This window comes from Neoluteolibacter marinus (assembly GCF_014904755.1).
Lineage (GTDB): Bacteria > Verrucomicrobiota > Verrucomicrobiia > Verrucomicrobiales > Akkermansiaceae > Haloferula > Haloferula marina.
In genome coordinates this window covers 1-25,670 of sequence record NZ_JACZFQ010000025.1, presented here as the reverse complement: position 1 = coordinate 25,670, position 25,670 = coordinate 1, and the positions used below count along the sequence as shown (strand labels likewise).

Sequence of the window (25,670 nt, the reverse complement as noted above, 5' to 3'; positions counted from 1 at the left end):
GCGCAAGGAAGGATGTGGTGCCGGGGCCGTTGAATCGCGGTAAATCAGGGTTTGTTCCGCAGGCGAACTCCGGTTGCCTTCGGCGGGGCGAACAACATTTCCTCCTCGGCCTTCGGCGGGGAAGTGAACATCACGTTGTCCCATTTCGGCTCGCGGAGGGGACCGGTGCCGCGGAATTGGAAGAGTCCGTAAAAGGGTCGCAGTGGCAATGTAATCACACCGAATAGACCCCGGGCATTCATCCGGATGGTCATGTTCAATGACATCTTGTTCAGGTTCGCCTTGGCATCGCCGGTGAAGACCAGGGACGGGGTGGTGGTGAGGAAGTCGGTGGTGCTGAGAACCCCTTCGGTCACGCTGAAAGTGCAGAAGGCGTCCTTGGCCTGCTGGAAGCCGGCCTTGCGGTTCGCCAGTACCGCCGACAGGACCGGCGACAAGGGCCCGAAGATCGGAACCGAAAACAGTTCGCCCTCCTCCAGGGCGATCAATCCGGTGCCATTCAGGCCTTGGGCGCCTTCGCCGTGATAGTCGAAATCCATGCGTCCGGTGATGAAGCCCTTCGCCTTCTTGTCGAAGCCGCTGGCGACCGAGATCTCCGGCAAGCTCAGGCGGGTCCAGTCGAGCTCGCCCTTGATCCGCTGTCTCTCACCTTCGGGAAGCACATCGAACTTTCCGCGCACCGGGCCATCGAACACCTCGAAGGTGAGGTCGCGCACCTCGGTCGAGCGGGGATTCACCTGAACGTCGGTTTCCAAGCCGGACAGCAGCAAGTCGGTGCCGGCGAACTCATAGGAGACTTTTTCCAGGGTCTTGCCGTGTACCTTGAAGTCGGTCTTGGGGGCGCCGTCGAACAGGCCGATCACCCCGCCCCCGCTGAGCCGCGGGGTCGTGTGGAAGCGATATTCCTCGAGGTGGTCCGCGACCCTGGGGAGGAACATCCGCAGGACCGGTGCCGGCCAGAAGTCGCCTTCGATTCCCTCCAGGGTGAGGGTCGACGGCTCCCGGTCGTAGCGCACGCGGTCGACCTTGGCCTTGCCGGTCATCGGGCCCCCGTGAGCCTTGCGCAGGGGATAGTCGGTGTAGTCGAACTCGACCGTGCCGCCGGTGAAGTCAAGGAAGTCGTGGTTCAGGTTCATGTCCACCCGCGCCACGCGGAACGGGGTGCCCTTGTAGCTCATGTGGGTGGCCCGGGCTTTGCCGGACGCGTCCCAGTCGTGGTGGTCGCGGGGGTTGAAGCGCACCTTGATGCGGGCATCGACCTCGGTGTCGTCGCAATCGTCGAAATCCGCGAACACCTTGCCCAAGGGGTGCTTGTCGAAGAATCCCCGCCAGACGCCGATGCGCAGGTCGGTGGCGACTTCCAGCCGCACTTGTTCCGGTTGGGCGAGCAAGCGGCCGCGCAGCGATCCGTCGGGGCGGGTGATCTCCAGTTCGTCGAGGAACAGGTTGGTGCCGTCCCACGAGAGATTGCTCTCGAGCCGCTGGGCGGTGCGGCCGTTGAACTTCACCTCACGGGCGTCGAGGTGGCCGGTGAGGTGATAGGTGGGCGGCTCGTTCTCCGGCCATTCGAAAGTGCCACGGGCCGAGATCTCGGGTCGTGACTGGAAGCTCACCTTGTCCAGCAAGGCACTGGCCTTGAACTCCCGCAGCAGGGCGGGGAGGGCGAGGTTCGAGCGGGCGTTGAAGTGTCCGGAACGGGTGGCCAGATCGTACTCCAGGCGACCGTCCAGCGAGCCGCCGCCGTCTTCGACTTCAAGCGACTCGAGGATCATCAGCCGGCCGCGCATTTCCCCCGTTGCCTCGAGGCGCTTGATGAAAATGCCGCCGCGCTCCAGGCCATCGCTCTTGAGCTGGATCCCGGCCCGCACCGACTTCGGATCATCGAGGTCGCCTTCCACCCGGATGCGGATCACGGGCGGGGACGCCGGGTCGAATTGCCAGGGTTCGAGCAGGCCGATCACCCGCGTCAGCAGCCGTTGCCGGTAGAGGCGGGCTTCCTCGTTCTCCACCTGGTTGGCGGTGAGCCGCTGACGATAGCCTAACATCAGTGCCTCGAACTCCATCCGGACGCCCTCGACCTCGCCGCGGGCGCCGCGGATTTCGAGCCGCCGTCCGCCGGGCATCAGGACGCGGCCGTTGGCATTCTTGATCTCCAGCACCTTGGAATGCGGGTCGTCGGGATCCGCGGGTAAAGAGAGGGATCCGTTCTTGAGGTCGAGGCGCTCGACCCGGACATTGCCGCGTGCGAGCTTCGTCCGATCGACATCGACCAGCACCTCGCTGGCGCGCGCGACCACCCGCTGGCGCGACTCGTCGCTGTAGACCACCACCTCGTCCGCTTCGATCCCGCGCAGCGGCCAGTAGCGCAGACCGGCGATGTCGGCATGGAGACCCTGGGCGGCGAGCGCCTTTTCGATCTCATCGCGCCACGAGTCGGGCAGTCCGGTCTGGTTGGCCCACCACAGCCCGCAACCCGCCGCGATCACCATGCAGAAGCCCAGCAGTGCCGCCAGGGTCCTCAGCTTGTGGATGATGCGGATGTGTCTCACGCGATGAAAAGCTGGCGTCGGGAGGGGAGCTTTCCAAGTGCCAAAAATGGCGCGTGGATCATTTCAGCCCCATTTCCCGATTGCCCCCGATGGCAGTCCGCGAACCCGAACTTGCCGGAATTGGCGCTTGGAAGATCCGCGGCGGGAACTCCACCCTCGCGCCGTGCGATTCATCATCCTGGGCAGCGGCAGCGGGGGAAATGCCGCGGTGATCGAGGCCGGCGACACCCGGGTGCTGGTCGATGCCGGTTTGTCCGCCAAGCAGCTGGTGGTCCGCATGAAGGCCAGCGGGGTCGATCCCGCCAGCCTCGGCGCGGTGCTGCTGACCCACGAGCACGGCGACCATGTCCGCGGCCTGCGGGTGCTGATGAAGTCGCTGGCGGTGCCGGTTTACTCGACGCCATCGACCTCGCGGGTGGTCAGGGACGGGGGCGTGGATACCGCGACCTGGAAAATTTTCGAGTCCGGCGCGGCGTTCCGTCTGGACGGCCTTTCGGTGCAATCGTTCGCGGTGCCGCACGATGCGGTCGAGCCGGTCGGCTTCGTGTTCCGCCACGAGGAGCGCTCGCTCGGCTTGCTCAGCGACACCGGCCACGTGACCAACCTGGTCATCGAGCGCCTGCGCGGCGTGCAGTCCTTGTTCGTCGAGGCCAACTACGACGACGGCTTGCTGGAAGCAGACATGAAGCGGCCGTGGTCAACCAAGCAGCGGATCGCCTCCCGCCACGGGCACCTGTCGAACGCCCAGACCACGGCGCTGGTGGCCGAACTGGTGCCGGCCGGCTTGCAGCGGGTGGTGCTGGGCCACCTCAGCCGCGATTGCAACAATCCGCGGACGGCCATCGAGGCGGTGAAGGCGGGTGTGCCGGCGCTGCGGGAGATCGCCTGCGCCCCCCAGGACGAGACCTGCGGCTGGTGGGATTGAAAAGAAAACGGCCGCGAACCCGAGGCGGGAACGCGGCCGGAAGGTGGCAGGGCACGGGGCGCTTACTTGCCCCAGCGCTCGAGCAGGGTGGTGGCCATGTCGCTGGGGGTTTCGGCGACAGCGATCCCGCACTCGGCGAGGATCTTCTTCTTGGCCTGGGCGGTGTCCTCCTCGCCGCCGACGATGGCGCCGGCGTGGCCCATGCGGCGTCCCGGAGGAGCGGTGGCCCCGGCGATGAAGCCGGCGATCGGCTTCTTGCAGTTCTCCTTCGCCCAGCGGGCGGCTTCGACTTCCGCGGTGCCGCCGATTTCGCCGATCATGATGATGGCTTCGGTTTCCGGGTCCTCGTTGAACATCTGCAGGACGTCGAGGTGGCTGGTGCCGTTGATCGGGTCGCCGCCGATGCCGACGCAGGTGCTCTGGCCGTAGCCGAGCTGGGTCAGCTGCCAGACCGCCTCATAGGTGAGGGTGCCGGAGCGGGATACCACGCCAACGTTGCCGCGCTTGTGGATGTAGCCCGGGGCGATGCCGATGCGGCAGCCGCCGTGGGACTTCTCGCCGTGGCCGGGAGTCACGATGCCGGGGCAGTTCGGGCCGATCAGGCGCGACTTGGAGCCCTTCATCGCTTCCTTCACCCGCATCATGTCCATGACCGGGATGCCTTCGGTGATCGCGACGATCAGTTCGACCCCGGCGTCGAGCGCCTCGAGGATGGCGTCGGCCGCGAACGGCGGCGGCACGAAGATGGCGCTGGCGGTGGCTCCGGTGGCCTCGACGGCTTGTCCGACGGTGTCGAAGATCGGCACGAAGTCGGCGAAGTTGTGGCCGCCTTTGCCCGGGGTGACGCCGGCAACCAGCTTGGTGCCGTAGGCGAGGGACAGGGAAGCGTGGCGGGCACCGAAGCTGCCGGTGATGCCTTGCACGAGGAGCTTGGTGTTTTCGTCAACGAGAATGGCCATAAGAAAAGAGTGTGAAGTGATCGGTGAGAAGTGATCCGTGGGAAAAGCGGATCATTGCACGGCGGCGACGATCTTCTGGGCTCCGTCCGCCATGGTGTCGGCGGACACGATGTTGAGGCCGCTTTCGCCGAGGGTGGCCTTGCCGGCCTCGACGTTGTTGCCTTCCAGGCGGACGACCAGCGGGATCGGCAGGCCGGTTTCCTTGGCCGCGGCGATCACGCCTTCGGCGATCACGTTGCAGTCCATGATGCCGCCGAAGATGTTGATCAGGATGCCCTTCACGTTCGGGTCGCCGAGGATGATCTTGAAGGCCGCGGTGACCTGCTCCTTCGAAGCGCCGCCGCCGACGTCGAGGAAGTTCGCCGGCTCGCCGCCGTAGTGCTTGATGATGTCCATCGTGGCCATCGCCAGGCCCGCGCCGTTGACGAGGCAAGCGATGTTGCCGTCGAGGCCGATGTAGTTGAGGTCGAACTCGGAAGCCGCCACTTCGCGCGGGTCTTCCTCGCTGGTGTCGCGCATCGCGACGATCTCCGGGTGGCGGAACAGCGCGTTGTCGTCGAAGCCGAACTTGGCGTCGAGCGCCAGCACCCGGCCGTCGGGGGTGGTGACCAGCGGGTTGATCTCAAGCATCGAGCAGTCGAGCGAGATGAATAGCTTGTAAAGGTTGGCGAGCAGCTTGCCGAACTGCTTGGCGATGTCGCCGGAAAGTCCGAGCGCGGCGGAGAGCTTGCGGATCTCGTAGCCCTGGAGGCCGAGCAGCGGGTGGACGAACTGGCGGATGATCTTCTCCGGCGTGTCGTGGGCGACGTCCTCGATGCTCATGCCGCCTTCGGTCGAGGCGACGATCACCGGCCGGCAGGTGGCGCGGTCCATCAGGATCGCGAGGTAATATTCGTGGGTGATGTCGACCGCCTCGGCGACCATCACCTTGCGGACCAGCTTGCCCTCCTCGCCGGTCTGCACCGTGACGAGGGTTTCATTGAGCATCTTGCCGGCGTATTCCGCGGCCTGGGCGGGCGATTCGATGAGGTGCACGCCGCCCTGGAAGCCGTTTTTGAAGTGACCTTTGCCGCGGCCGCCGGCATGGACCTGGGCCTTGATCACCAGCTTGGCGCCGGCGAATTCCTCCGCGGCTGCGGAAGCTTCTTCCGGGGTGGAGGCAACCTTGCCCTTCGGGCTAGGGACTTGGAATCGGTCGAAGAGCTCTTTCGCCTGGTATTCGTGGATGTTCATGGCCGTCGGAAAAACGCGGCGACGCTAGGTCACCGGCGGGGAGGGTCAAGGAAAAGGCCGGAAGCAGGCGGAAGCTGGTTCGTAATGGCGATGAAACCCGCTCATATCGGTCAATGAGGGCAAAGCGCGACGATCAATCGGCCGCTCTGGCAGCCAGTAGTTCGACCCCGCGGTTGCGACGTCAGGCGACGGTGCTGCGGATGACGCCGTCCTTGACCTTGGTGTGGATCTCCTCGCCCGGCGCCACGTCCGCGGTGGAGCGGATGATGGCGCCGGTGGTGTCCATGGCGATGGAGAAGCCGCGCTCGAAGGCGGATTCGGGGCCGAGCGTGCGGAGCAGGGAGGCGAGGCGCCTCAGGCGTTCTTCCGGGTCGGCGATGCGGCGGGCGGCGGCGCGGTCGAGCTGGGCGCGCAGGCGGGCGAGGTGGTCGAGACGGTGCTGGACTTGCAAGGCCGGATGACGGGCGGCGTGGGTGCGGGCGAGTTCCTTGAGCCGCTGCTCGCGGTCGCGGATGGCATTGACGGTGGCGTTGGCAAGCCGGCCGCGCAGCGAGTCGATGCGCATGGCCGGTTCCCGCAGCAGTCGCTCGCCGCCGCGCGAGAGGACCCCACGGCGGAGATTCTCTAACAACAAGTGTAGCCGCTCGGTGCGGTCGGAGATGCGACGGGACAGCCGCCGGCCGAGGAGGCCGAGGCGGTTGCGCAGTTCTTCGCCGTCGGGAACCGCCAGCTCGGCGGCGGCGCTGGGGGTCGGGGCCCGCAGGTCGGCGACGAAGTCGGCGATGGTGAAATCGATCTCGTGGCCGACCGCGGAAATCACCGGGATGGGGCAGGCGACGATGGCCCGCGCGACGATCTCCTCGTTGAAGTTCCACAGGTCCTCGATCGAGCCGCCGCCGCGGCCGACGATCAGGACGTCGCAGCGCGGGATGTCGTGCGGTTCCGGGTTGCCCATCCGCTCGATGGCGCGGGCGATCTCGACTTCGGCGCCCTTGCCCTGGACGCGGACCGGGAACAGGACCGGCTGCACCCACGGGGCGCGGCGTTCGAGGATGTTGAGGATGTCGCGGATGGCGGCCCCGGTGTCGGAGGTGATGATGCCGACCACGCGGGGAAAGGCGGGCAGAGGGCGCTTGCGGTCGAAGAGACCCTCGGCCTGGAGCTTGCGTTTCAGCGCCTCGAAGCGCGCCTGCAGTTCGCCGACGCCGGCGCGCTCGACCTTCTGGACGATGATCTGCAGCTGCCCGCGGGCCTCGTAGACGCTGGGCTCGGCGAAGACGCGGACCTTCGCGCCGTCCTCAAGGGCATCCGCCCCGGGGCGACGGCGGGCGCTGAACATCGCGCAGGAGATCTGCGACCCGGCGTCCTTGAGGGAGAAATACCAGTGACCGCTGGCCTGCTTCTTGAGGTTGGAAACTTCGCCTTCCACCCACAGTTCGCCGAGTTCCACCTCCAGCAGGTTCTTCATCCGCCGCACCAGCTGGGTGACGGACAGGGCCTTCGGGGCGGGGCTGGGTTTTGGGGCGAAGAGGTCCATGGTGAAGTGGAAAGTGATCAGTGATCAGTGGAAAGTGATCAGTGGCGGAGTCTGTGATCGGAGTCTGGGGAGTTTTGTCGCGGAGACGCGGAGGTCGCGGAGGAGAGAATCGCTGGGGGCTCGTGAAATCTGCCATCCATAATCCACCATCTCCCATCTCCCATCTGCCTGCTCTTCATCCCCGGTCTTCGAGGGCTTTGAGGAGGATGCGGAGGGCGCCGCCGGAGATCCAGACTTCGACCATCAGGCAGGCGAGGGAGGAGGCCATCAAGAGCAGGGCGACGACGAAACTGGGGACGGCGATCTGTTGGAGTTCGGCGGTGACGGCGACCATCGAGCTGACGCAGAGGAACAGGCTGACCGCGCCGAGGAACTGCATCCAGCGGATCAGGGTGAGCCGTTTGCGGAGGTTGGAAATCTGCGCCATCAGGGTGTCGTCCTGCTTTTCCAGCCAGTCGCGGTGGAGCTGGCGGATCAGGGCGGCGAGGTGGAGGAAGCGGTTGGTGAAGGAAAGGAACAGCAGGCTGATCGCCGGGAACAGCAGGGCCGGGGTGGAGACTTCGAGGGTCACGGGACGAGGTGTAGCGGCCGGGGGCGGGACTGGCAATGGCCGGGAAGGCAAGCCTTTTCGCACGGTCGGGCGGCTCGTTCGGTGCTTGCCGCCGCGGGGCGGGGAGGGGAACCTCCGCCCCCACGCATGAAGCGCTTCTACCCCTACTTCGGCTACCTGGTGCAGGTGAAGTCGACCTACCTGGCAGGAATCGCCGCCGGACTGGTGTTCGCGATTTCCAGCGGCTTCGGCATGCCCTTGCTGGTGAAGACCGTGTTCCCGGTGATCTTCAGCAGCAACGCGAAGGTCGAGGAGGTCGAGGCCGTCAAGGAGGTGAGATCGGTGCTGGTGGAACAGCGGAGCGAGGAAGATGCGGACGCGATGCTGGAAAAGGCCTTCCCTGCGGAGGCGCAGGAACAGAAGGCGACCGCGGAGGTCCGCCGGTGGGTGGCGGACCGGGTGGGGCCGGAGCGGGCGCCGAAGGTGCTGCTGATCGCCGCCTGCGCCCTGATCCCGCTGGTGGCCTTGATCCGTGGTCTCGCCGGATTCCTCAACACCTACTTCATCACCGCCGCGGGCCTGCATGTGCTGCGCGAGATCCAGCAGTCGGTCTTCGTCAAGTTGCAGAAGCTGCCGTTGGGTTTCTTCAGCGGGCGCAAGACCGGCGATTTGATCAGCCGGGTGATCACAGATTCCAACTTGCTGCAAGGGGTGGTGACGACGATCTCCAACGACCTGATCAAGCAGCCGCTGACCCTGATCGCGGCGCTCTGCTACCTCGGCGTCGAGAGCTGGAAGAGCCGCGAGTCGTTCTTCCTGCTGATCTGCCTGCTGAGCATCCCGATCGCGGTCCTGCCGGTCCGCAAGCTGGGCAAGCGGCTGATGCGCAAGGCCGCGGCGATGCAGCGCGAGGCCGGCGACAACTCCGCGGTGCTGGCCGAGACCCTCGGCGCCACGCGCGAGATCCGCGCCTTCAACCTGGAAGACATGATGGGCCGCCGCTTCCTCGACGGCATCGCCCGCTGGACGAAGTTCCACCTCAAGGTGGTGAAATACCGCTACATGTCGCCGCCGCTGATCGAGTTCATCTCGGCGGGAGTGGTGGCGGTGGGGCTCGGCTACGCGGCTTCGCGCGGCTTCACCCTGGAGCAGTTCCTGCCGCTCGTGCTGGCGCTCTACATGTGCTACGACCCGATGAAGAAGCTCGGGGAGATCCACAACCGGCTCAAGCAGGGCGAGGCGTCGCTGGACCGCCTGGAAGTGATTCTCAAGGCGGAGGAAGGGGTCACCGATCCGGCGGATCCCGTGACACTGCCGCCGGTGACGGGGCGGGTGAACTTCCGCGGGGTGTCCTTCTCCTACGGCGACAACCCCGCACTGAACGGGATCACGATCGATGTCCCGGCGGGCCAGATCGTCGCCCTGGTCGGTCCGTCCGGGGCCGGCAAGACGACCTTCGCCAGCATGATCCCGCGCTTCTACGATCCGACGGTGGGTTCGATCACCCTCGATGGCGTGGACTTGAAGAACCTGCGGCTGAAGGATCTGCGCGACCATATCACCATCGTGCCGCAGGAGGCGGTGTTGTTCGCCGGGACCATCGGCGAGAACATCCGGCTCGGCCGGATGGGGGCGAGCGAGGAGGAGGTGATCGCGGCGGCGCGCCAGGCGCACGCGCACGATTTCATCATGAACCTGCCCGAGGGCTACGACACCCAGGTCGGCGAGCGGGGAGCCCAGCTTTCGGGCGGCCAGAAGCAGCGGATCTCGATCGCCCGCGCCTTCCTCAAGGATGCGCCGGTGCTGATCCTCGACGAGGCGACGGCGGCGCTCGATTCCGAGAGCGAATCGCGGATCCAGGAAGAGCTCGCGGACCTGGCGAAGGGGCGCACCACCTTCATCGTCGCCCACCGCTTCAGCACCATCCGCATCGCCGACCGCATCCTGGTCTTCGAGAACGGCAAGATCGTCGGCGACGGCACCTTCCAGGAGCTGGAAGCCAGCCACGACTTGTTCCGCAACCTGCTGGCGAAACAGCGGCACTGAAGGTGAAGAAAGGGTGACATCGGCCCAACTCCGGCCCCTTGACCTTCCCCGGGGAACGGATAAGTCTCCGACATGTTGCAACCCAAGATGAGCAGGATCCTGCTTGCACTGACCGCGTTGACGCTGGCCGCCCAGGCCAAGCCCCGCAACCTCGTCGACAAGGAGGGCCGGGAGATCGTTGCGGACATCGTGTCCGTCTCCGCGGACGCGGTGAAGATGAAGCGCTCCGACGGCAAGACCTTCGACCTGCCGCTCGACCGGCTTTCGGACAATGACCGTGGCTTCCTGCTCGAGCTGTACTTCGCCGACCTGCAGCGCTACAAGGCGCTCAACGAGGTCGCGGGCCACGAGTTGTTCAGCGAAAAATCATTCCTCGAACGTCCGGCGGGCGAGGTCGCGGCCGCCTTGAAGATGCCTGCCGAGTCGCGGGCCGACGGCTTGCTTTCGTGGCGTCTCTACGCCGCCCTCCGCGGTGGCAAGCCGGGGAGCTACCGCTTGTTCGGCGCGATGCCGTTTTCCATCGCCCTCTATGCCGGCCCCGACGGCAAGGCCCACCAGCTTTCGGCGGTCTATGCCAACAAGGGCGACTTCGGGTCGACCGCAGGCTTCGGCGAGCAGCACTTCACCGAGTCCGAAGGCGGCGCTCCGGCCGATCTCTCCGAGGCGATGGAGCGCGACTTCGACACCATCTCGAAGAACCTGACCGAGGCGCTCGGCGATGCGACCAAGCAGCGTTTCGGCGAAGGGAAGTCGCGACGCACCGTGCAGCGCTGGGACTGGAACGAAGTCGCCATCCTGCTGGCAATGGAAGACGAGGAATTCGTCACCTTGTCGATTGTTCCCGCGGAACTCGCCGACAGCGGTGGCAAGACGGTCCGTGTCGACGACACCTCGCTGAAGGCGCGGTTGGAAACCAGCGTGAAGCGGGAGGCGAACGGCGACGTGCTGATCACCGGCATCCCGATGGTCGATCAGGGGCCGAAGGGCTACTGCGTGCCCGCGACCTTCGAGCGGGCGATGCGCTTCATGGGCATCGACGCCGACATGTACCTGCTCGCGATGGTCGGCCAATCGTCGGCCGGCGGCGGGACCTCACCGACGCTGCTGATCGAGGAGGTCAAGTCGCAGGTTTACCGGAAGGCACGGCGGACGCGCGAGGACCAGACCGACAAGCTGGCCATCGGCAAGCTGGCGCGCTACATCGACAAGGGCACCCCGGTGATGTGGACGATGTACTCCTTGCCCGACTACAACGAGATCGCCAACACCAACACGGCCGAACGCGCCCAGGTGACCTCCTGGGACCAGTGGAAGGAAAAGATTGCCTCCCAATCGGAGATTTATGCCAAGCGCGAGCCGCGTCCCGGCAACTACCACATCTGCATGATCATCGGTTACAACTCCGAGACCAACGAGCTGGCGGTGAGCGACTCCTGGGGTTCCCGCTACGAACTCCGCTGGGTGCCCTTCGAGGTGGCCAACTGGGTCCACGGTGGCGGGCTTTTCATGATCATGCCGTGAAGCCCGGATTCCGCCGGCGTTGTCACACTTCGTCGGCGGGCGGGCTTGTTCATCGCCGGGCCGGCCGCTAGCGTCCCGCCGCACAGCTCATGAGTGATAAAATCTTCATCGGAATTGATAGCGGAGCCACCACCTCGAAGATCGCGGCCGTCCGCGCGGACGGATCGATTTTCCCCAGCGAGCTGCTCCAGCGCCCGACCAGTTCCGAAGGGGGCACCGGCGCGGTCATCAAGGCCTGGGTCGGTGCGATCAACGAGTTCCTCGCGCTGCATGATTTGAAGTGGGATCAGGTCGACGGGGTCGGCCTGGCGGTTCCCGGGCCGCGCCGCAGCTACGGCGTGCTCGATTCCTCGCCCAACCTTTCCGCGGAGTTCGACGGCTGGAACGTCGAACGCGACCTGCGCGTCGCCCTTGAGCACGAAAGCGGCCGCGGCCTGCCGCTGGCGCTGGGCAACGACGGCAATTTCGGCGGTGTCGCCGAGGCCCACCGCGCGCGCGGCAGCGAGGCCTGCGGGGTGGTGATGCTGGCTCCCGGTTCCGGTCTCGGCGGTGCCTATGTCGACGCCGCGGGTCTGCCGATGGACGGCGACACCCTGGCCGGCATGGAAGTCGGTCACCTCGCCGCACCGCTGCACCTGTTGGGCGTCGATGCCATGACCTGCGGCTGCGGCCGCGACTGGGGTTGTTACGAAATGTACACCGCGCTGGCCGGTCTTCCCGGCCTGATCGAGCGTGCCTTGCCGCGCTACCCCGGCCACGTGCTGGAAGACCCGTCGCTGGGCAAGAAACAGCGCGCGATGAAATTGCGCGGGCTCGCCCAGGAAGGCGACGCGCTCGCCCTGGAAATCTTCGACCTCCAGGCCCGGGCGATGGGCCTGCTGGTGGCCGAACTGGCGATGGCGGTCGATCCGGGATGCTTCGTCATCGGCGGCGGCCTGATCGATCCGGACGCCACCACCCTCGAGTTCCGCGAGCGCTACCTCGGCCGCATCAAGGAGACCGCCCTCAAGTATCTCTGGAAGCCCCAGCAGGAAAAGCTGCGCATCGTCCCCGCGACGCTCGGCGAGCTTTCCCAGGCCGTCGGCGCCGCGCTGGTGGCCCGGCACGTCGCCGAGATGGCATGAAGCCTCCGCCCTCGCCGGCCGGACTGGAAACCGCCCTCCGCTTCATCCTCGAGTGTGAGAAGCTCAAGGGGATCGAGCGGCGGACCAAGGTCGTCGGACTGCCGCGCCGCGAGAACTCGGCCGAGCACAGCTGGAGCCTCGCCTTGATGGCGATGACCCTGGTGCCGGCCGTGGATCCGGCGCTGGACCTGTTGCGGGTGCTGAAAATGCTGATCCTCCACGACATCGTGGAGATTGATGCCGGGGACACTTTCTGTTACGGCGACCAGAGCGCGAAGGCGGGCTTGGAAGAGGCCGCGGCGACGCGGATCTTCGGTCTGCCGGATGCCGAGCGTGGCCGGGAGTTCCGCGAGCTCTGGGAAGAGTTCGAGGCGAAGCAGACGCAGGAGGCGAAGTTCGCGAACGCGATGGACCGCCTGCTGCCGCTTCTCCAGAACCATGCGAATGGCGGCGGCAGCTGGATCGAATACGGGGTCACCCTGGACCAGGTTGAAAGTCGCAACGGGATCGTTGGCGAGGTTTCGCCGGAGCTCGGGAAGATCCTCAGCCGACTCTTGGCCGAGGCGGAAGCCCAAGGGTGGCTGGCGCGGGATTGAACCCGGCGGAGAGCAGGCTAGGCTGGAGCCATGCGTCTTATATCCGTGGTCCGGTGTCTTGTGGGGTGGTGTTGCATCCAGTGGTTGGGCGCGGCGACGCACGGGGTGGTCGCGACCGTGCATCCGCTGGCCACCGCGGCGGCGAAGTCGGCGATGGACCGGGGTGGCAATGCCGTCGATGCTGCCGTGGCCGCCGGTCTGACGCTCGGGGTCGTCGATGGCTTCAACTCCGGGATTGGCGGCGGGTGCTTCATCCTGATCCGCACGGCGGGCGGGGAGATCGTTGCCATCGACGGCCGCGAAACCGCTCCGGCCGCGGCGAGCCGCGACATGTTCCTGCGCGACGGCAAGGCGGTGCCCGCGCTGAGCCAGACCGGTGCGCTGGCGGTCGGCGTGCCGGGGGCGCTGGCTGCGTATGACGATGCGCTGAGGCGCTTCGGGAAGCTGGATCTGGCGGATTTGTTAGAGCCGGCGGCGAAGATCGCGGAGGAGGGCTTCGAACTCGACCGGGCCTATGTGGAGCGCCTGAAATCCGTGTGCGGGGAACTGGCGAAGGTGCCGGCGTCCCGCGCGGTGCTGCTCGATCCGGAGGGCAAGCCGTGGCCGGTCGGGCACCGGCTGGTGCAGCGGGATCTGGCGGCCAGCTATCGTGCGATCGCCGCGGAGGGGACCGGCTGGTTCTACCGCGGTCCCTTTGCCCGCGCGACGGCTGCATGGATGAAGGAGAACGGCGGACTGCTCACCGGAGAAGATTTTGCCGCCTACCGGCCGAAGGATCGCGAGCCGGTGAGGTCGCAGTACCGGGGCCACGAGATCGTGGGCTTCCCGCCGCCGAGCTCGGGCGGCGTGCACGTCGCGCAGATCCTCAACATCCTGGAGAACTTCGAGGTCGGGTCGATGGGCGCGGATTCCGCCGACTTCGTCCACGTCGTGAGCGGGGCGATGAAGCTGGCGTTCGCCGACCGCGCCTGGTGGCTCGGCGACCCGGAGTTCGCCCCGGTGCCACGCGGCTTGCTCGATCGGGGCTATGCGAAGCAGCTGGCGGAGAGGATCCCGATGGATCGTGCCATCGAGGTGCCGGAGCACGGCACGCCTCCCGCCGCGGCGACCGATGTGTTCAAGCACACGACTCATTTCACCGCCGCCGACGGCGAGGGGAACTGGATCGCGGTCACCGCCACGATCAACACCACCTTCGGTTCGAAGGTCATCGTTCCCGGGACAGGAATAGTGCTGAACAACGAAATGGATGATTTCTCCGCGCAGCCCGGCGTGCCGAACTTCTTCGGCCTGGTCGGCAACGAGGCGAACGCCGTCGCCCCGGGCAAGCGGCCGCTTTCCAGCATGAGCCCGACCCTGGTGCTGAAGGAAGGCAAGCCGGTGTTCTCGGCAGGTGCCGCGGGCGGGCCGACGATCATCTCGCAGACGCTGCTGGCGGTAATCGACCACATTGATTTCGGCGACGCACCGGCAGCGGCGCTCAAGCGTCCGCGTTTCCATCACCAGTGGCGTCCGGACGAGATCAGGATCGAGAGAGGTTTCGGCGACGAGGTGATCAAGGAGTTGCGCCGCCGCGGTCACACCGTGCGGGTGATGGATGCCTTCGGTGCCTGCCAAGCAATCGGGCAGGGACCCGGCGGAAGCTTTCACGGTGCCCACGACCCGCGGATCCGGGGCGAGGCGACCGCGTGGTGAGATTTTTCCCCGTTGCGCCGGGTCGTGTGGATCGGGACGATAGGGTCATGAAACTGCCTGCCGTGACCAATCTGTTCGCTGACGCCGGGGGCGCGGGCGAGACCTTCGAGACGCTGCTGGGCGGTGGTGGTTTCGACCTCGAGCGCATCGTCTCGCGGGGACAGGCGAGTCCGCGGGGTCACTGGTACGACCAGGAGCGGCCGGAGTGGGTCGCGCTGCTGCAGGGGGACGCCGAGCTGGAGTTCGACGGCGGGGAGATGCTCGCTCTAACAGCCGGCGATTTCCTGCTAATCCCCGCCGGGTGCCGCAACCGGGTTGCGTCGGTCAGCGATGATGCGGTCTGGCTGGCCTTGCATCACGACGGCTGACGGCCGCAGGCTTTGGAGTGCGCCGGCAGAGCGAGTCTTCGAGCGGCGACGGCGCTTTCGGGGCGATGAGGTTCCCTGGGTGGGAGGGCGCGACCCTGTAGGGATGGGTGAGCGGTGAACATCGAGGTGCTTCGAAAGCGGTGTCGCCGCTCGAAGACTCGCTTTGCCACCGCACTCCAAGGTTAGAGCGCTTGGGCACCTTCGGGCTCGGCGGCACCGGGATCGCCGGTAGACTGGTAGGCCGCGATGGCCTCGACCATCTTCGGGGCGATGAGGTTCCCTGGGTGGGAGGGCGCGACCCTGTAGGGATGGGTGAGCGGTGGACATCGAGGTGCTTCGAAAGCGGTGTCGCCGCTCGAAGACTCGCTTTGCCACCGCACTCCAAGGTTAGAACGCCTGGGCGCCTTCGGGCTCGGCGGCGCCGGGATCACCGGTGGACTGGTAGGACTCGATGCCCTCGACCATCCAGTCGTACATGTCGCGGTGCTCCTTCCCGAACTGGACATAGTTCGCCTTCAGCGACTCGATGCGTTGCGCTGCGTTGGCGGCGGTGAGTTGAAAACCGTAGCCTTCGCCGCCTTCCGGGACGGGCCAGCCCATGATGCGGGCGAGCATGACATCGCCGAGCGCCTTGCGGGCGTGGGTGCCGTCGAGCCACCAGTGCATGCGGATCCCGTGCGGGGGGATCTGTTCGCAGTTGAGCGGGTGGTAGTCGTTGAAGTCCCAGATCTCGGCCGGCGGCGCGTCCGGGTGAGCGGCGTTCGAGTCGGCGACCAGACGGGTCATGATCTCGCGGTCGAGGGAAAAGAAGGGATCGGGGTCGCCGGCGAACTCGTAGACGCTGATGTAGGTCGCGTGGCTCGGCGGGATCGTCAGCACGAGGCGGACGCCGTGCTTCTTGGTGTCGTCGAGGATTTGCCGGAGCAGCGACATCTTCCATTCATTGCCGGCGTACTGGTGGACCTGCGCGGCGTGCTTGCGGCGGCGGGTCGCCCGCAGTGCATGCGGAATGGCGTCGTCGTAGATGATCTTGCGGACGTCCGGCTTGTCCTGGTGGCGCAGGCGGTGGCCTTGAGGGGTGTATTCCGGCAGCTTGCCCTTGCTCTTGTTGCGGAGCGTGTTCACCGCGGCCTCGAAGGTCGAGATGCCACCGAGGTAGCGGAGCTCGCGTTCGATGGCGTCGCCCTTGGGGTTGAAGGGTGACTCCATGAAACCGGTGGTGCGGTAGCCGGAGTTGGCCCCGGTGAGGTCGCCGAGGTCGATCCCGACGATGGCGGTTTCAAGCGGGCAGCGGTCGAGGGTGTAGCGGACGATGGCGGCGGTTTCGGGCAAGGTGCCGGCGCTGACCGCGAGGTTGACGACCTTCTTGTCGCCCCAGCCGGGGAGCATCGGGTCGTAGGCGATGTCGACGCGCGACGATCCGAAGAAGCCGACCTGCCACGGCACCGATCGGACCAGCCCGGCCTTGCCGGTGCGCTGCTGGCGGTAGATCGGCCGGTACTCGGCGAGATCCTTGTTGGTCCAAGGGGCCGGGGTGACCCACAGCGGGTTGACCCAGGTGTTGAACGCGATGAAGAGCAGCACGATCCCGCCGGCGGTGCCGAGCAGCACGCGGTTGAAGCGGCGGTAGGGCTTGGGATTCAAGGCGGGCATGGCTCAGAACTGGAAGTAGATGAACTCGCTGAGCTTGTCGAACTGGTAGAGGGTGCCCAGCAGGAGCAAGATGATGAAGGCCATCCACAGCGGCATCGGCCGCCACTGCCACCAGCGGCGGCGGCCGGGCGACGAAAAGCGGCGCGACACCTCGCGCAGGCCGAGGACGGGCTGGTAGCGGCGCATGAACTGCTGCGTGTTCGGCAGGATCCAGACCAGCAACAGGCAGCAGACGACGCGGATGGCGTGGCTGTCCTTGACCTCCATGGCGCTGCGGTCGGGCCAACCGTAGGTGCCGCTCATCCCGAACATCGAACCGAGGATCGAGCGGGTGGCATCGAGCGCCGCGCCGGTGGAGCCGTTGGGGCCGAGCTCGAAGCTGCCGGCGCGGAAGGGGACCCAGGCGATGAGCACGACCAGGAAGGTGAGGGCCACCCCGACCGGGCGGGGGATGGCGGGCAGGGTGAACTTCTTGCGCAGCCAGTGCCAGCCGTGGTTGACCGAGAGGTAGAAGCCGTGGAGTGCGCCCCACAGGACGAAGGTCCAGCCGGCGCCGTGCCACAGGCCGCCGAGCAGCATGGTGATGAAAAGGTTGGCGTAGCGGCGGCCGGTGCCCTTGCGGTTGCCGCCGAGCGGGATGTAGAGGTAGTCGCGCAGGAAGCGGGACAGCGTGATGTGCCAGCGGCGCCAGAAGTCGACGATCGAGGCGGACTTGTAGGGCGAATGGAAGTTCACCGGCAGGCGGATGCCGAACAGGCGGGCGCCGCCGACCGCCATGTCGGAGTAACCGGAGAAGTCGAAGTAGATCTGCAGCGCGTAGGCGATCGCCGCGACCCAGGCCTCGGCCATGGTGAGGTCACGTTCACCGCGCGAGGCGAGCGCGAACAGGCGGGTCGCGATCGGGGCGAAGTTGTCCGCGAGCACGACCTTCTTGAACAGGCCCATGATCAGGATGGTGAGGCCGGCAGAGAGGTCGATCGAGCGCCGCGACGAGGACAGCTGGCGCTGCAGCTGGGGCATGATCTCCTTGTGGTGGACGATCGGGCCGGCGATGAGCTGCGGGAAGAAGGTGACGAACAGCAGGTAGTCCATCAGGTGGTATTCCTCGGTCTCGCCGCGGAAGGCATCGACCAGATAGGCGACCTGCTGGAAGGTGAAGAACGAGATGCCGAGCGGCAGGATGACCGCCGCGATCGTGACGTCGCCGCCGGTGAGGGCGGCGAAGGTTTTCGCGAACAGGCCGATGTACTTGAAGTAGCAGAGCAGCGTCAGGTTGGCGGCGACGCCGATGCCCAGCATCAGCTTGCCGGAGGCCTTGCCGCGGTGGCGGGCGAGGAACTGGCCGAAGAAGAAGTTGGCCAGGCAGGATCCGGCGATGATGCCGACGTAGAGCGGGGTCCACGGCTTCTCCGGGTTCGGGTTCCACCAGCCGTAGTAGACGAAACTGGCGAACACCAGCCAGCCCATCGCGTGGCGCAGGTTCGAGCTGCGCAACCACTGGAACACCAGCAGGGTCACCGGCAGGAAGACCAGGAGGAACGTGTAGCTGTTGAAAAGCATGGGATCGCGGTGACGGCGGCGCGGCCGTTAGAACTGGAAGTAGATGAACTCGCTGATCTTGTCGAATTCGCGGCCGACGCCGTAGAGCAGGGCCAGGGTGAAGAGCGCCCACGGCACGGTCGGCCGCCAGTGCCACCAGCGGCGGCGGCCGGGCGCCATGTCGTCGAATCCCTTGGTGCCGAGCACCGGCAGGTAGCGCTTGAGGAACTGGTGGGTGTTGGGCAGGAGCCAGACGACGATCAGGCCGGAGACGATCGGCTTGAAGGCGCGGGTGTCCTTGACCACCTGCATCGAGGCCGGCGGCCAGCTGCTCCAGCCGTCGAGCCCGAACATCGCGGCGAAGATGCGGCCGGCGGCCGCGAAGTCGGCGGCGCGGAACAGCACCCAACCGATCACCGCGGCGAAGAAGGTCAGGCCGATCGCCAGCGGCTTGGGCAGCGCCGGGATGCCGAGCTTTTTGCGGAAGCCCGCCCAGGCGTGGTTGAACGACAGCAGCGCACCGTGCAGCGCGCCCCAGGCGACGAAGGTCCAGCCGGCGCCGTGCCAGAGGCCGCCGAGGAGCATGGTGACCATCAGGTTGAGGTAACGGCGGGCGGGGCCCTTGCGGTTGCCGCCGAGCGGGATGTAGAGGTAGTCGCGCAGGAAGCGCGAAAGCGTGATGTGCCAGCGGCGCCAGAAGTCGACGATCGAGACCGACTTGTAGGGCGAGTGGAAGTTCATCGGCAGGCGGATGCCGAAGATCCGCGCCGAGCCGACGGCCATGTCGGAGTAACCGGAGAAGTCGAAGTAGAGCTGCAGCGTGTAGGAGATCGCCGCGGCCCAGGCTTCCACGGAGGTCGGGTCGCGTCCGTCGGCGGCCGCCATGTCGAAGATCGGGCTGGCGGTGCGGGCGAGCGAGTCGGCGAGCACGACCTTCTTGAACAGGCCGAGCGCCAGGCAGGTCAGGCCGACGGAGAGGTCGACCGAGCGCAGGCCGCGGAGATGCTTCCGCTGGAACTGCGGCAGCATCTCCTTGTGGTGGACGATGGGGCCGGCGATGAGCTGCGGGAAGAAGGTGACGAACAGCAGGTAGTCGGTGAAGTGATACTCCTCGGTCTCGCCGCGGAAGGCATCGACGAGGTAGGCGATCTGCTGGAAGGTGAAGAACGAGATCGCCAGCGGCAGGATGATGTGGGGGATGCTGGCCGGCCAGCCGGTGAGGCTGTTGAGTGTGGCGGCGAAGAAACCGGTGTACTTGAAGTAGCCGAGCAAGGCCAGGTTCAGCGCGACCGAGACGCCGAGCAGCAGCTTGCCCGGCTTGGTGTGCTTGAGCACCGACAGCCGGCAGCCGACGAGGTAGTTGAAGCCGCAGGAGCCGAGGATCAGCCCGAGGTAGAGCGGCGACCACGGCTTGGTCGGGTCGGGGTTCCAGACTCCGAAGTAGACCAGCGAGGCCACCACCAGCCAGCCGAAGGACACTCTCAGCCGGGCTCCGCGGAGCCATTGGAAACCCAGCGCCACCAGCGGCAGGAAGATCAGCAGGTAAGTGTACGAATTGAACAGCATGCCAGTGGCCGGGGCGGCGTTTTTCCGGGTCGGCGAGAGCTTTGTCGAGAGTGAAAGGGGCCGCCGCGGCGGTCGCGGCGGTCAATCGGCGGGGCCGGGAAGGCGGAGCGTTTCCTTCCAGGCGACGTCGGCGGCACCGGGGCCGGAGAGGTAGCGGTGATAGCCTGCGCGGACTTCCTCGAGGTAGCGGTCGAGGTTGCCGGCGGTGATGCGGATTCCCTGGTCCTGCCACTCCGGGTGACCGGGCGGCCAGCCGAGGGCGATGCCGAGCACCGACTCGCCCATTTCGACGTCATAATGGCCGAGGTCGTTCCAGTGTCTCATCCGCTTCGTGCCCTCCTTGTCGGCGGGCAGCAGCTCGCAGTGGCTCGGGTGGAAATTGCAGAAGTCCCAGTATTGGAACAACTCGCGGGATGGATGGAGCGCGTTGGCCTCGTCCACTGCCTCGAGCAGGAAACGGCGGGTCGACTCGAACTGGACCGGGGTTGCGGCGAGGTCCCGGCTGCGCGCGTGCAGCAGCGCGTGGACCGGGTGGAAAATGATCACCACGGGGCAGGAACGGGCGGCGCAGTCCTTGAGGAAATCCTTGAGCGCGGCGGTCTTGGCGGGGTTCAACCGGCTTTCCGGGTCCTTGGCCTCGCGGGTCAGCTGCTCGCGGATGAATTTCATCTGCGACCGCGAGCGTGCGACCTCCGGGCGCAGGCGCAGGCCCCGGGGAGTGTATTCGGCCAGCTGGTTTTTCTTCTCGCGGGCCAGCACCTGGAGCGAGGCCTCGAAGGTCGAGATGCCGACCAGGTAGCGGATCTCCCGGTTCAGGCGGTCCTGCTTGCCAAAGGGCGAGCTGTAGTAGTCCGACAGCGGCCGGGTGTCGAGGGGGCTGGTCAGGTCGCCCGGGTCGATGCCGATCACCACCAGTTCCGGATTCTGATGCTCGATGAAATAGCGGGCGATGCCGATGGTTTCGAAGATGAAGCCGCCGCTGGCGCCGAGGTTGACCGCCTTGCGGTCGCCCCAGCCCTTGGCCTCGGGGTTCCAGGCATTGTCGACGCGCGATGACCCGCAGAGGCCGACATCCCAGTCGCCGGAACGGATCAAGCCGGCCTTGCCGGTGCGGATCTGGTCGGACAGGTCGCGGTAGGGGTCGAGGCCCTGGCTGTGCCACGGTGCCGGGGTGACGCGGTAGGGGTCGACCGTGGTGTTGACCGCCGCGGTCACCAGGCAGGCAAGCGCGACCCCGCCGAGCACCAGGAGATTGAAGCGGCGGCCGGATCGCATGCGCGGAGGGTCTAGGGAGGCGGGTCGGCAAGTCAACGCCGATCCGGTGGGGTGAGACGTGGGCATCCGCGTGCCGGGGGATCCTTGGAGTGCGGTGGCAGAGGGAGCCTGCGACCGGCGACACCGCTTTCGTAGCACCCGGGTGTGTCCGCTGCTGACAAGCGTCCGCCATGCGGCCCGCATGGAATTCATAGGGGGGGAAGGGCTAAATCAACCCTGCAGATCCACCCGCCCCGAAAGCGCCGTCGCCAGTCGCAGGCTCCCTCTGCCGGCGCACTCCAAAGCCTGCGGCATCGGTCCCCGGCGGCACGCTTTGACCTTGCGTGGACCGGGGGCTCCGCGCATACCCCGGGGCGTCGTGCCGGAGACCCAAGTCATCTTTCTCCTGTCGATGCCGCGTGCGGGGTCGACGCTGCTCCAGCGCTTGCTGATGGGCAGCGGCGTCTGCAAGACGGTCGGCGAGCCGAGCTTCCTGCTCCGGCTGCTCGGGGAAGGGGATCCGATCCTGCGGGCGGCGAGCTACAACGAGGAGCTGGTCGAGACCGCGGTGCGCGATCTCAGGAAGGCGTGGGCGGGATTCGACGATTGTTACCGCAGCGGGGTCCGCGACCTGGCAAATGCCATCTACCGCGGGCTGGCGGACGGGGCGCCGTACTTCATCGACAAGACCCCGCGCTACAGCGTGATCGCCCGTGAGCTGATCGAGACCTTTCCCGACGCGAAATTCATCGTGTTGTGGCGTCATCCGCTGGCGGTGGTGAATTCGATGAACACCACCTACCGGCACGGCCGCTGGGCACCGCAGGCTTTCGATCTCGACCTGCGCTACGGCATGGACCGTCTGCGCACGCTGTGCGAGGCGCACGGGCCGCGGGTCCACCAGGTGCGCTACGAGGACCTCGCCGCGGATCCGGGCAAGGAACTCGCCGCCCTGGGCGACTATCTCGGCATCGAGGGGCTGGCCGAGGTGGCGGACCGTGATCTGGAGGCCGGCAACCACGGGCAGCTGGGCGATCCGACCGGGGTGAAGAAATACAAGAAAGTCTCTCCCGACAGCATCTCGGAATGGGAGGGCGCGGTGCGAAACTGGTGCCGCGAGCGCTGGGTGAAGGAGTATTTCAGTGGCGAGCGGGCAGAATTCTTCCGCTCGCTGGGCTACGATCTGCCGCAGCGGATGAAGGATGGAACGGTGCCGCTGGGCCTGGTCGAGGGCCTGCGCGATTGGCTTTATGGCCAGCGGATCATCCATCGCCGCCTGTTGCGGCCGCTCGGCGGCAAGCGGCGCTTGCGGCGGGATGCGGAGAAGCGCGGCTACCACGTGGCCTACCGCTGAGCGTCGCGGATCAGCTGCTCCTTCCAGGCGATGTCGCCGTCCATTTCGCGGGCGAGGTAGTCGCGGTAGCCCACGCGCAGGGCCTCGATCCGGGCCTCGACGTTTTCCGGGGTCACTTGTTCGCCGTAGTGGCGGAGGTCCGGGTTGGCCACCGGCCATGACATCATCAGCGACAGCATGCCGTCGCCCACGTCCTTGGTGAAATGCTCGAGGTCGCGCCAGTGGATCAGGTCGCTGGGCTCGCCGGTCAGGGGACGGACCCGCTCGCTGTTGATCGGGTGGTAGGAATAGAAGTCCCAGAGGGCCACCGGCGGACCGTCCGATGGCAGGGCGTTGGCGGCGGCTACCATGCCGGCCAGGGCACGAAGGTCGGTCCCGAAGGGGGGCTCCGGATGGCCGGCGTCCGCGGACTTGGCCTGGAGGAGCACGTGGTTCGGGTGGAGGAAGAGGACCAGGCGGATGCCTTTCCGGCGGCAGAGTGACATCAGGTCTTCGAGTCGCGCCGCCTTGTCCGGATTGACCCGGTCCGTCTTGCCGACGTCGGAGGCGAGCCGCGCGTCGTCGACGAAGCGGCCCTTGATGAATTTCAGCTGGCGCTCGCGGTCCATGGTCGCGTGGCCCGGCCGGTCGCGGAATCCGAGCGGGTTGTATTCGCCGGGCCGGTTCTTTGCCCGGAGACCGAGCGTTTCCATCGACTCCTCGAAGGTCGACAGGCCGACCACGTAGCGGAGCTCGCGGTCGAGCGCCCCGTTCGGGTTGAGGGGCGACGACATGAAATCGCTCATCGGCCGGGTATCGATCGGCGAGGTCAGGTCGCCGGGGTCGATGCCGAACAGCACGGTCTCGGCCGGCTGGTGGGCGATGAAATACTCGGCCATGGCGATGCTTTCGTAGAGGAAAGCGCCGGGCATCCCGAGATTGACGACCTTCCTGCCGTCCCAGCCGGCGGCCTGCGGATCGATCGAACTGATCACTCGCGATGAGCCGAAGATCCCGATCTGCCAGTCGTCGCGGGCCCGGACCAGGCCGGCCTTGCCGGTGCGGGTGCTGCCGGAGATGTCGCGGAAGGGCTCGAGCGCCGGGTCCGCCCACGGCGACCGGGTGACGCGCCACGGGTCGACGCGGGTGTTCACCGCGGCGGCGATCAAGGTGGCCGCGGCGATCCCGAGGAAAAGGATCGTCACGTATCGCCGGGTGGAGGAGCCGCCATTCATCGCGCCGCCTTCATGATGCACCCGGCGGTGCGAATCCAGTGCCGATGTCGGCAGATGCGAATCCGGTCGGCCCCCGGCGCGCCGGGAAGCGCCTTGACCGGGGGAGGGTGATTCAGAAGACTGCCGGTCCGATCCGACGATGATTTCCCTCAAACACGGTTTCCTTTTCGTCCACATTCCCAAGACCGCGGGAAACTCGATCCAGAACATCCTGCGCGATTATTCCGAGGATCACATCGTAGCCAGCGGCGGCCAGGACGGGGTGGAGCGCTTCGAGGTGCGCTCGGAGGGACGGGATCTGGTGAAGCATTCGACGCTGGCGGACTACTACCGCGAGCTGGGGGCGGAGCAGGCCGACGGCTTGTTCAAGTTCGCCTGCGTGAGGAGCCCGTGGGAGCGCGCGATTTCGTTCTATTTCTCGCCGCACCGGCGGGAGACCGAATGGAAGCCGAAGAAATTCCGCAGTTTCGTCGAAAAGGAAGTCCGGCCGCTGCGCGACTACTTCCTGCTCGGGAATAAAGGCGACAAGTCGCCCTTCGCGAACGTCGACTTCATTATCCGCTACGAGCATCTCGGCGAGGATTTCAACACGGTCTGCCAACGCGTCGGCATCCCGCCCGTCGAGCTGCCGGTGCGCAACCGCTCGAGCCGTGGCGACGTGGCGGAATACTACGACAAGGACCTCAGCGACTTCATCGCGCGGACCTTCGCCGACGAGATCGACTACTTCGGTTACAAGGCCCCCTGAGCCATCGCCACCGGTGTTTCCAGCCGGCGGAGGATGTCGCGGCGGACGGTCGGGGAAAAGGTCATCAGCGGGTGCAGCGGCGACGGCACGCTGATGTTTTCGGCGCGGTCCCAGATCGAGCTCTCCGACGGCAGGATGATCAGGTCGGCCGGGGTGCGGTAGGAGACGATGGGCATGTCGCCGAGCTTGTCCTCGGATGCCGCCAGTTTCCCGAGCCACGGGCTTTCCGGTTCCATCTGGCGGCCGCCTTTGCCGTAAAGGAGGTGGGCGGCACGGGTGCCGTGGTGGGGGGTCGAGATGGTGAAGAAACCGTCGCAGCGCTGCGCCCCGCCCAGCTCCTGAAGGTAGTGGCGGCTGATCAAGCCGCCCATGCTGAAGGAGATCAGGACGACGTGCTCGTCCGGGCCGAAGCGGTCATCGATCGCCTTCTTCAGTTGTTGCGCCATGCCGGGCAATCCGTCGCGGCCGTCGGCGGGCTTCAGGGAGGGAATGAGGCATTCGACGCCGCGCTTCTCGAGGTCCTTGTTCAAGAAACCGAAGCAACGCCACTTGTTCTGGAACAAGCCGTGAACCAGAACCACCCGCTTGGCCGGGATCTTCGGCGCCTGCGAGCCGCTGGCCATGGCGACGGTGGCAAAGAAGGATACAAGCAGTCGTTTGAACATGGCCGGAGGAAACGCCAGAAGGTCCGATCTTGCAAGGATGAGATCTCTCTTGCCGGCTCCACCGGGCGCGTCCACGGTCTCGCCACTTTATGGAAACGATCCCGCCGGAAACACTCGCCAAGGTCCTTGAACTGCGCCAGCGCAACGGTCTGGAGGCGACGGAAACCGCCGTCTATGCCGACATCGAGAAGTCGAAGTGCAAGTGGACTCTCGCGGATACCCCGCGCTACCGGCGGGCCGGCGAATCGCCGCTGTGGATTTCCGGCAAGTATCTCTCGTCCTACGGCAGCTGCCCGGCGACGGGGGAGGCGGATCAGGGCCGCAGCAACGGGGCGCGTCCCGCGAAGGCCCCGGCACCCCGCGCCACCGGCGGCAAGCCGGATGAAGGGGCGTTTTACAAGGTGCTGCACGGCAAGGGCTTCGCGGTGAAGATCACCCAGGACTTGCTGACCGGCGAAATCCACACCGACCTCCCCGAGTCGATCCGCAAGCTCGACCTGCAGTTCGGCGCGATGCCCGCCAATGCGACGGGGGTCCACGTCACCCAGACCAACCCGCAGATCCAGGTGTCGAT

General features: G+C 66.5%; 21 protein-coding genes. 10 read left to right on the top strand and 11 right to left on the bottom strand.

The window, feature by feature from the left end:
• Positions 1–44: 44 nt before the first annotated feature.
• Entirely contained in the window at positions 45–2,549 is a 2,505-nt protein-coding gene (locus IG178_RS07135; RefSeq protein WP_193211846.1) for an AsmA-like C-terminal region-containing protein, read from the bottom strand.
• A 163-nt stretch (positions 2,550–2,712) separates the two neighbouring features.
• On the opposite strand from IG178_RS07135, the gene IG178_RS07130 reads away from it, so the two are divergent.
• Positions 2,713–3,474, top strand: coding sequence for an MBL fold metallo-hydrolase (locus tag IG178_RS07130; protein ID WP_193211845.1), 762 nt, complete (start codon positions 2,713–2,715; stop codon positions 3,472–3,474).
• A gap of 62 nt (positions 3,475–3,536) precedes the next feature.
• Here IG178_RS07130 and sucD read toward each other — a convergent pair whose 3' ends face one another.
• From sucD to IG178_RS25415, 4 genes are all read right to left on the bottom strand, one after another.
• Positions 3,537–4,433 carry a succinate--CoA ligase subunit alpha gene (gene sucD, locus IG178_RS07125; protein ID WP_193211844.1) on the bottom strand — a complete coding sequence of 299 codons (897 nt, stop codon included), beginning with the start codon at positions 4,431–4,433 and terminating at the stop codon, positions 3,537–3,539.
• A 51-nt stretch (positions 4,434–4,484) separates the two neighbouring features.
• Positions 4,485–5,666 carry an ADP-forming succinate--CoA ligase subunit beta gene (gene sucC / locus IG178_RS07120; protein ID WP_193211843.1) on the bottom strand — a complete coding sequence of 394 codons (1,182 nt, stop codon included), beginning with the start codon at positions 5,664–5,666 and terminating at the stop codon, positions 4,485–4,487.
• Between the two features lie 181 nt (positions 5,667–5,847).
• Complete coding sequence (gene xseA, locus IG178_RS07115; RefSeq protein WP_193211842.1) at positions 5,848–7,203, bottom strand: exodeoxyribonuclease VII large subunit; 1,356 nt, start codon at positions 7,201–7,203, stop codon at positions 5,848–5,850.
• A gap of 175 nt (positions 7,204–7,378) precedes the next feature.
• Positions 7,379–7,774 (bottom strand): DUF2721 domain-containing protein, encoded by a 396-nt coding sequence (locus IG178_RS25415; RefSeq protein WP_343225941.1) that lies wholly within the window; start codon positions 7,772–7,774, stop codon positions 7,379–7,381.
• A gap of 126 nt (positions 7,775–7,900) precedes the next feature.
• Here IG178_RS25415 and IG178_RS07105 point away from each other — a divergent pair, with 126 nt between their 5' ends.
• From IG178_RS07105 to IG178_RS07080, 6 genes are all read left to right on the top strand, one after another.
• The gene (locus tag IG178_RS07105) at positions 7,901–9,799 is read left to right on the top strand and encodes an ABC transporter ATP-binding protein (protein WP_226895070.1); all 1,899 of its coding nucleotides are present in this window, start codon (positions 7,901–7,903) and stop codon (positions 9,797–9,799) included.
• Positions 9,800–9,871: 72 nt separating this feature from the next.
• Entirely contained in the window at positions 9,872–11,320 is a 1,449-nt protein-coding gene (locus IG178_RS07100; RefSeq protein ID WP_226895069.1) for a C39 family peptidase, read from the top strand.
• 89 nt (positions 11,321–11,409) lie between these two features.
• Entirely contained in the window at positions 11,410–12,444 is a 1,035-nt protein-coding gene (locus tag IG178_RS07095; RefSeq protein WP_193211838.1) for an ROK family protein, read from the top strand.
• Positions 12,441–13,040 carry an HD domain-containing protein gene (locus IG178_RS07090; RefSeq protein ID WP_193211837.1) on the top strand — a complete coding sequence of 200 codons (600 nt, stop codon included), beginning with the start codon at positions 12,441–12,443 and terminating at the stop codon, positions 13,038–13,040. The genes IG178_RS07095 and IG178_RS07090 overlap by 4 nt, the downstream gene beginning before the upstream one ends.
• Before the next feature lie 30 nt (positions 13,041–13,070).
• Positions 13,071–14,735 carry a gamma-glutamyltransferase gene (gene ggt, locus IG178_RS07085; protein ID WP_193211836.1) on the top strand — a complete coding sequence of 555 codons (1,665 nt, stop codon included), beginning with the start codon at positions 13,071–13,073 and terminating at the stop codon, positions 14,733–14,735.
• 47 nt (positions 14,736–14,782) lie between these two features.
• Positions 14,783–15,103 carry a cupin domain-containing protein gene (locus tag IG178_RS07080; RefSeq protein ID WP_193211835.1) on the top strand — a complete coding sequence of 107 codons (321 nt, stop codon included), beginning with the start codon at positions 14,783–14,785 and terminating at the stop codon, positions 15,101–15,103.
• A 387-nt stretch (positions 15,104–15,490) separates the two neighbouring features.
• Here the strand turns inward: IG178_RS07080 and IG178_RS07075 are convergent, their stop codons facing one another.
• From IG178_RS07075 to IG178_RS07060, 4 genes are all read right to left on the bottom strand, one after another.
• Positions 15,491–16,756 carry a hypothetical protein gene (locus IG178_RS07075; protein ID WP_193211834.1) on the bottom strand — a complete coding sequence of 422 codons (1,266 nt, stop codon included), beginning with the start codon at positions 16,754–16,756 and terminating at the stop codon, positions 15,491–15,493.
• Positions 16,757–16,759: 3 nt separating this feature from the next.
• Positions 16,760–18,316: an MBOAT family O-acyltransferase gene (locus tag IG178_RS07070; protein WP_193211833.1), complete on the bottom strand. Its 1,557-nt coding sequence runs from the start codon at positions 18,314–18,316 to the stop codon at positions 16,760–16,762.
• 27 nt (positions 18,317–18,343) lie between these two features.
• On the bottom strand, positions 18,344–19,861 hold the full coding sequence (locus tag IG178_RS07065; protein WP_193211832.1) for an MBOAT family O-acyltransferase: 1,518 nt from the start codon (positions 19,859–19,861) through the stop codon (positions 18,344–18,346).
• Between the two features lie 81 nt (positions 19,862–19,942).
• Entirely contained in the window at positions 19,943–21,136 is a 1,194-nt protein-coding gene (locus IG178_RS07060; RefSeq protein WP_193211831.1) for a hypothetical protein, read from the bottom strand.
• 358 nt (positions 21,137–21,494) lie between these two features.
• On the opposite strand from IG178_RS07060, the gene IG178_RS07055 reads away from it, so the two are divergent.
• Positions 21,495–22,469, top strand: a complete 975-nt coding sequence (locus IG178_RS07055; RefSeq protein ID WP_193211830.1) for a sulfotransferase — start codon at positions 21,495–21,497, stop codon at positions 22,467–22,469.
• On the opposite strand, the gene IG178_RS07050 is transcribed toward IG178_RS07055, so the two are convergent.
• Complete coding sequence (locus IG178_RS07050) at positions 22,460–23,683, bottom strand: hypothetical protein (protein WP_226895066.1); 1,224 nt, start codon at positions 23,681–23,683, stop codon at positions 22,460–22,462. The genes IG178_RS07055 and IG178_RS07050 overlap by 10 nt on opposite strands.
• Before the next feature lie 139 nt (positions 23,684–23,822).
• Between IG178_RS07050 and IG178_RS07045 the strand changes: the two genes are divergently transcribed.
• Positions 23,823–24,431, top strand: a complete 609-nt coding sequence (locus IG178_RS07045; protein ID WP_193211828.1) for a sulfotransferase family 2 domain-containing protein — start codon at positions 23,823–23,825, stop codon at positions 24,429–24,431.
• Here IG178_RS07045 and IG178_RS07040 read toward each other — a convergent pair.
• Positions 24,416–25,096, bottom strand: coding sequence for an esterase/lipase family protein (locus tag IG178_RS07040; protein ID WP_193211827.1), 681 nt, complete (start codon positions 25,094–25,096; stop codon positions 24,416–24,418). The genes IG178_RS07045 and IG178_RS07040 overlap by 16 nt on opposite strands.
• 89 nt (positions 25,097–25,185) lie before the next feature.
• Between IG178_RS07040 and IG178_RS07035 the strand changes: the two genes are divergently transcribed.
• A partial coding sequence (locus IG178_RS07035) for a hypothetical protein (protein ID WP_193211826.1) occupies positions 25,186–25,670 on the top strand: 485 nt, incomplete at its 3' end.

Coding starts and splice junctions, on each gene's coding strand:
- sucD (WP_193211844.1), bottom strand. CDS start 4,433: ATGGCCATTCTCGTTGACGAAAACACCAAGCTCCTCGTGCAAGGCATC.
- sucC (WP_193211843.1), bottom strand. CDS start 5,666: ATGAACATCCACGAATACCAGGCGAAAGAGCTCTTCGACCGATTCCAA.
- xseA (WP_193211842.1), bottom strand. CDS start 7,203: ATGGACCTCTTCGCCCCAAAACCCAGCCCCGCCCCGAAGGCCCTGTCC.
- IG178_RS07105 (WP_226895070.1), top strand. CDS start 7,901: ATGAAGCGCTTCTACCCCTACTTCGGCTACCTGGTGCAGGTGAAGTCG.
- IG178_RS07100 (WP_226895069.1), top strand. CDS start 9,872: ATGTTGCAACCCAAGATGAGCAGGATCCTGCTTGCACTGACCGCGTTG.
- IG178_RS07095 (WP_193211838.1), top strand. CDS start 11,410: ATGAGTGATAAAATCTTCATCGGAATTGATAGCGGAGCCACCACCTCG.
- IG178_RS07090 (WP_193211837.1), top strand. CDS start 12,441: ATGAAGCCTCCGCCCTCGCCGGCCGGACTGGAAACCGCCCTCCGCTTC.
- ggt (WP_193211836.1), top strand. CDS start 13,071: ATGCGTCTTATATCCGTGGTCCGGTGTCTTGTGGGGTGGTGTTGCATC.
- IG178_RS07080 (WP_193211835.1), top strand. CDS start 14,783: ATGAAACTGCCTGCCGTGACCAATCTGTTCGCTGACGCCGGGGGCGCG.
- IG178_RS07075 (WP_193211834.1), bottom strand. CDS start 16,756: ATGCCCGCCTTGAATCCCAAGCCCTACCGCCGCTTCAACCGCGTGCTG.
- IG178_RS07070 (WP_193211833.1), bottom strand. CDS start 18,316: ATGCTTTTCAACAGCTACACGTTCCTCCTGGTCTTCCTGCCGGTGACC.
- IG178_RS07065 (WP_193211832.1), bottom strand. CDS start 19,861: ATGCTGTTCAATTCGTACACTTACCTGCTGATCTTCCTGCCGCTGGTG.
- IG178_RS07060 (WP_193211831.1), bottom strand. CDS start 21,136: ATGCGATCCGGCCGCCGCTTCAATCTCCTGGTGCTCGGCGGGGTCGCG.
- IG178_RS07050 (WP_226895066.1), bottom strand. CDS start 23,683: ATGAATGGCGGCTCCTCCACCCGGCGATACGTGACGATCCTTTTCCTC.
- IG178_RS07045 (WP_193211828.1), top strand. CDS start 23,823: ATGATTTCCCTCAAACACGGTTTCCTTTTCGTCCACATTCCCAAGACC.
- IG178_RS07040 (WP_193211827.1), bottom strand. CDS start 25,096: ATGTTCAAACGACTGCTTGTATCCTTCTTTGCCACCGTCGCCATGGCC.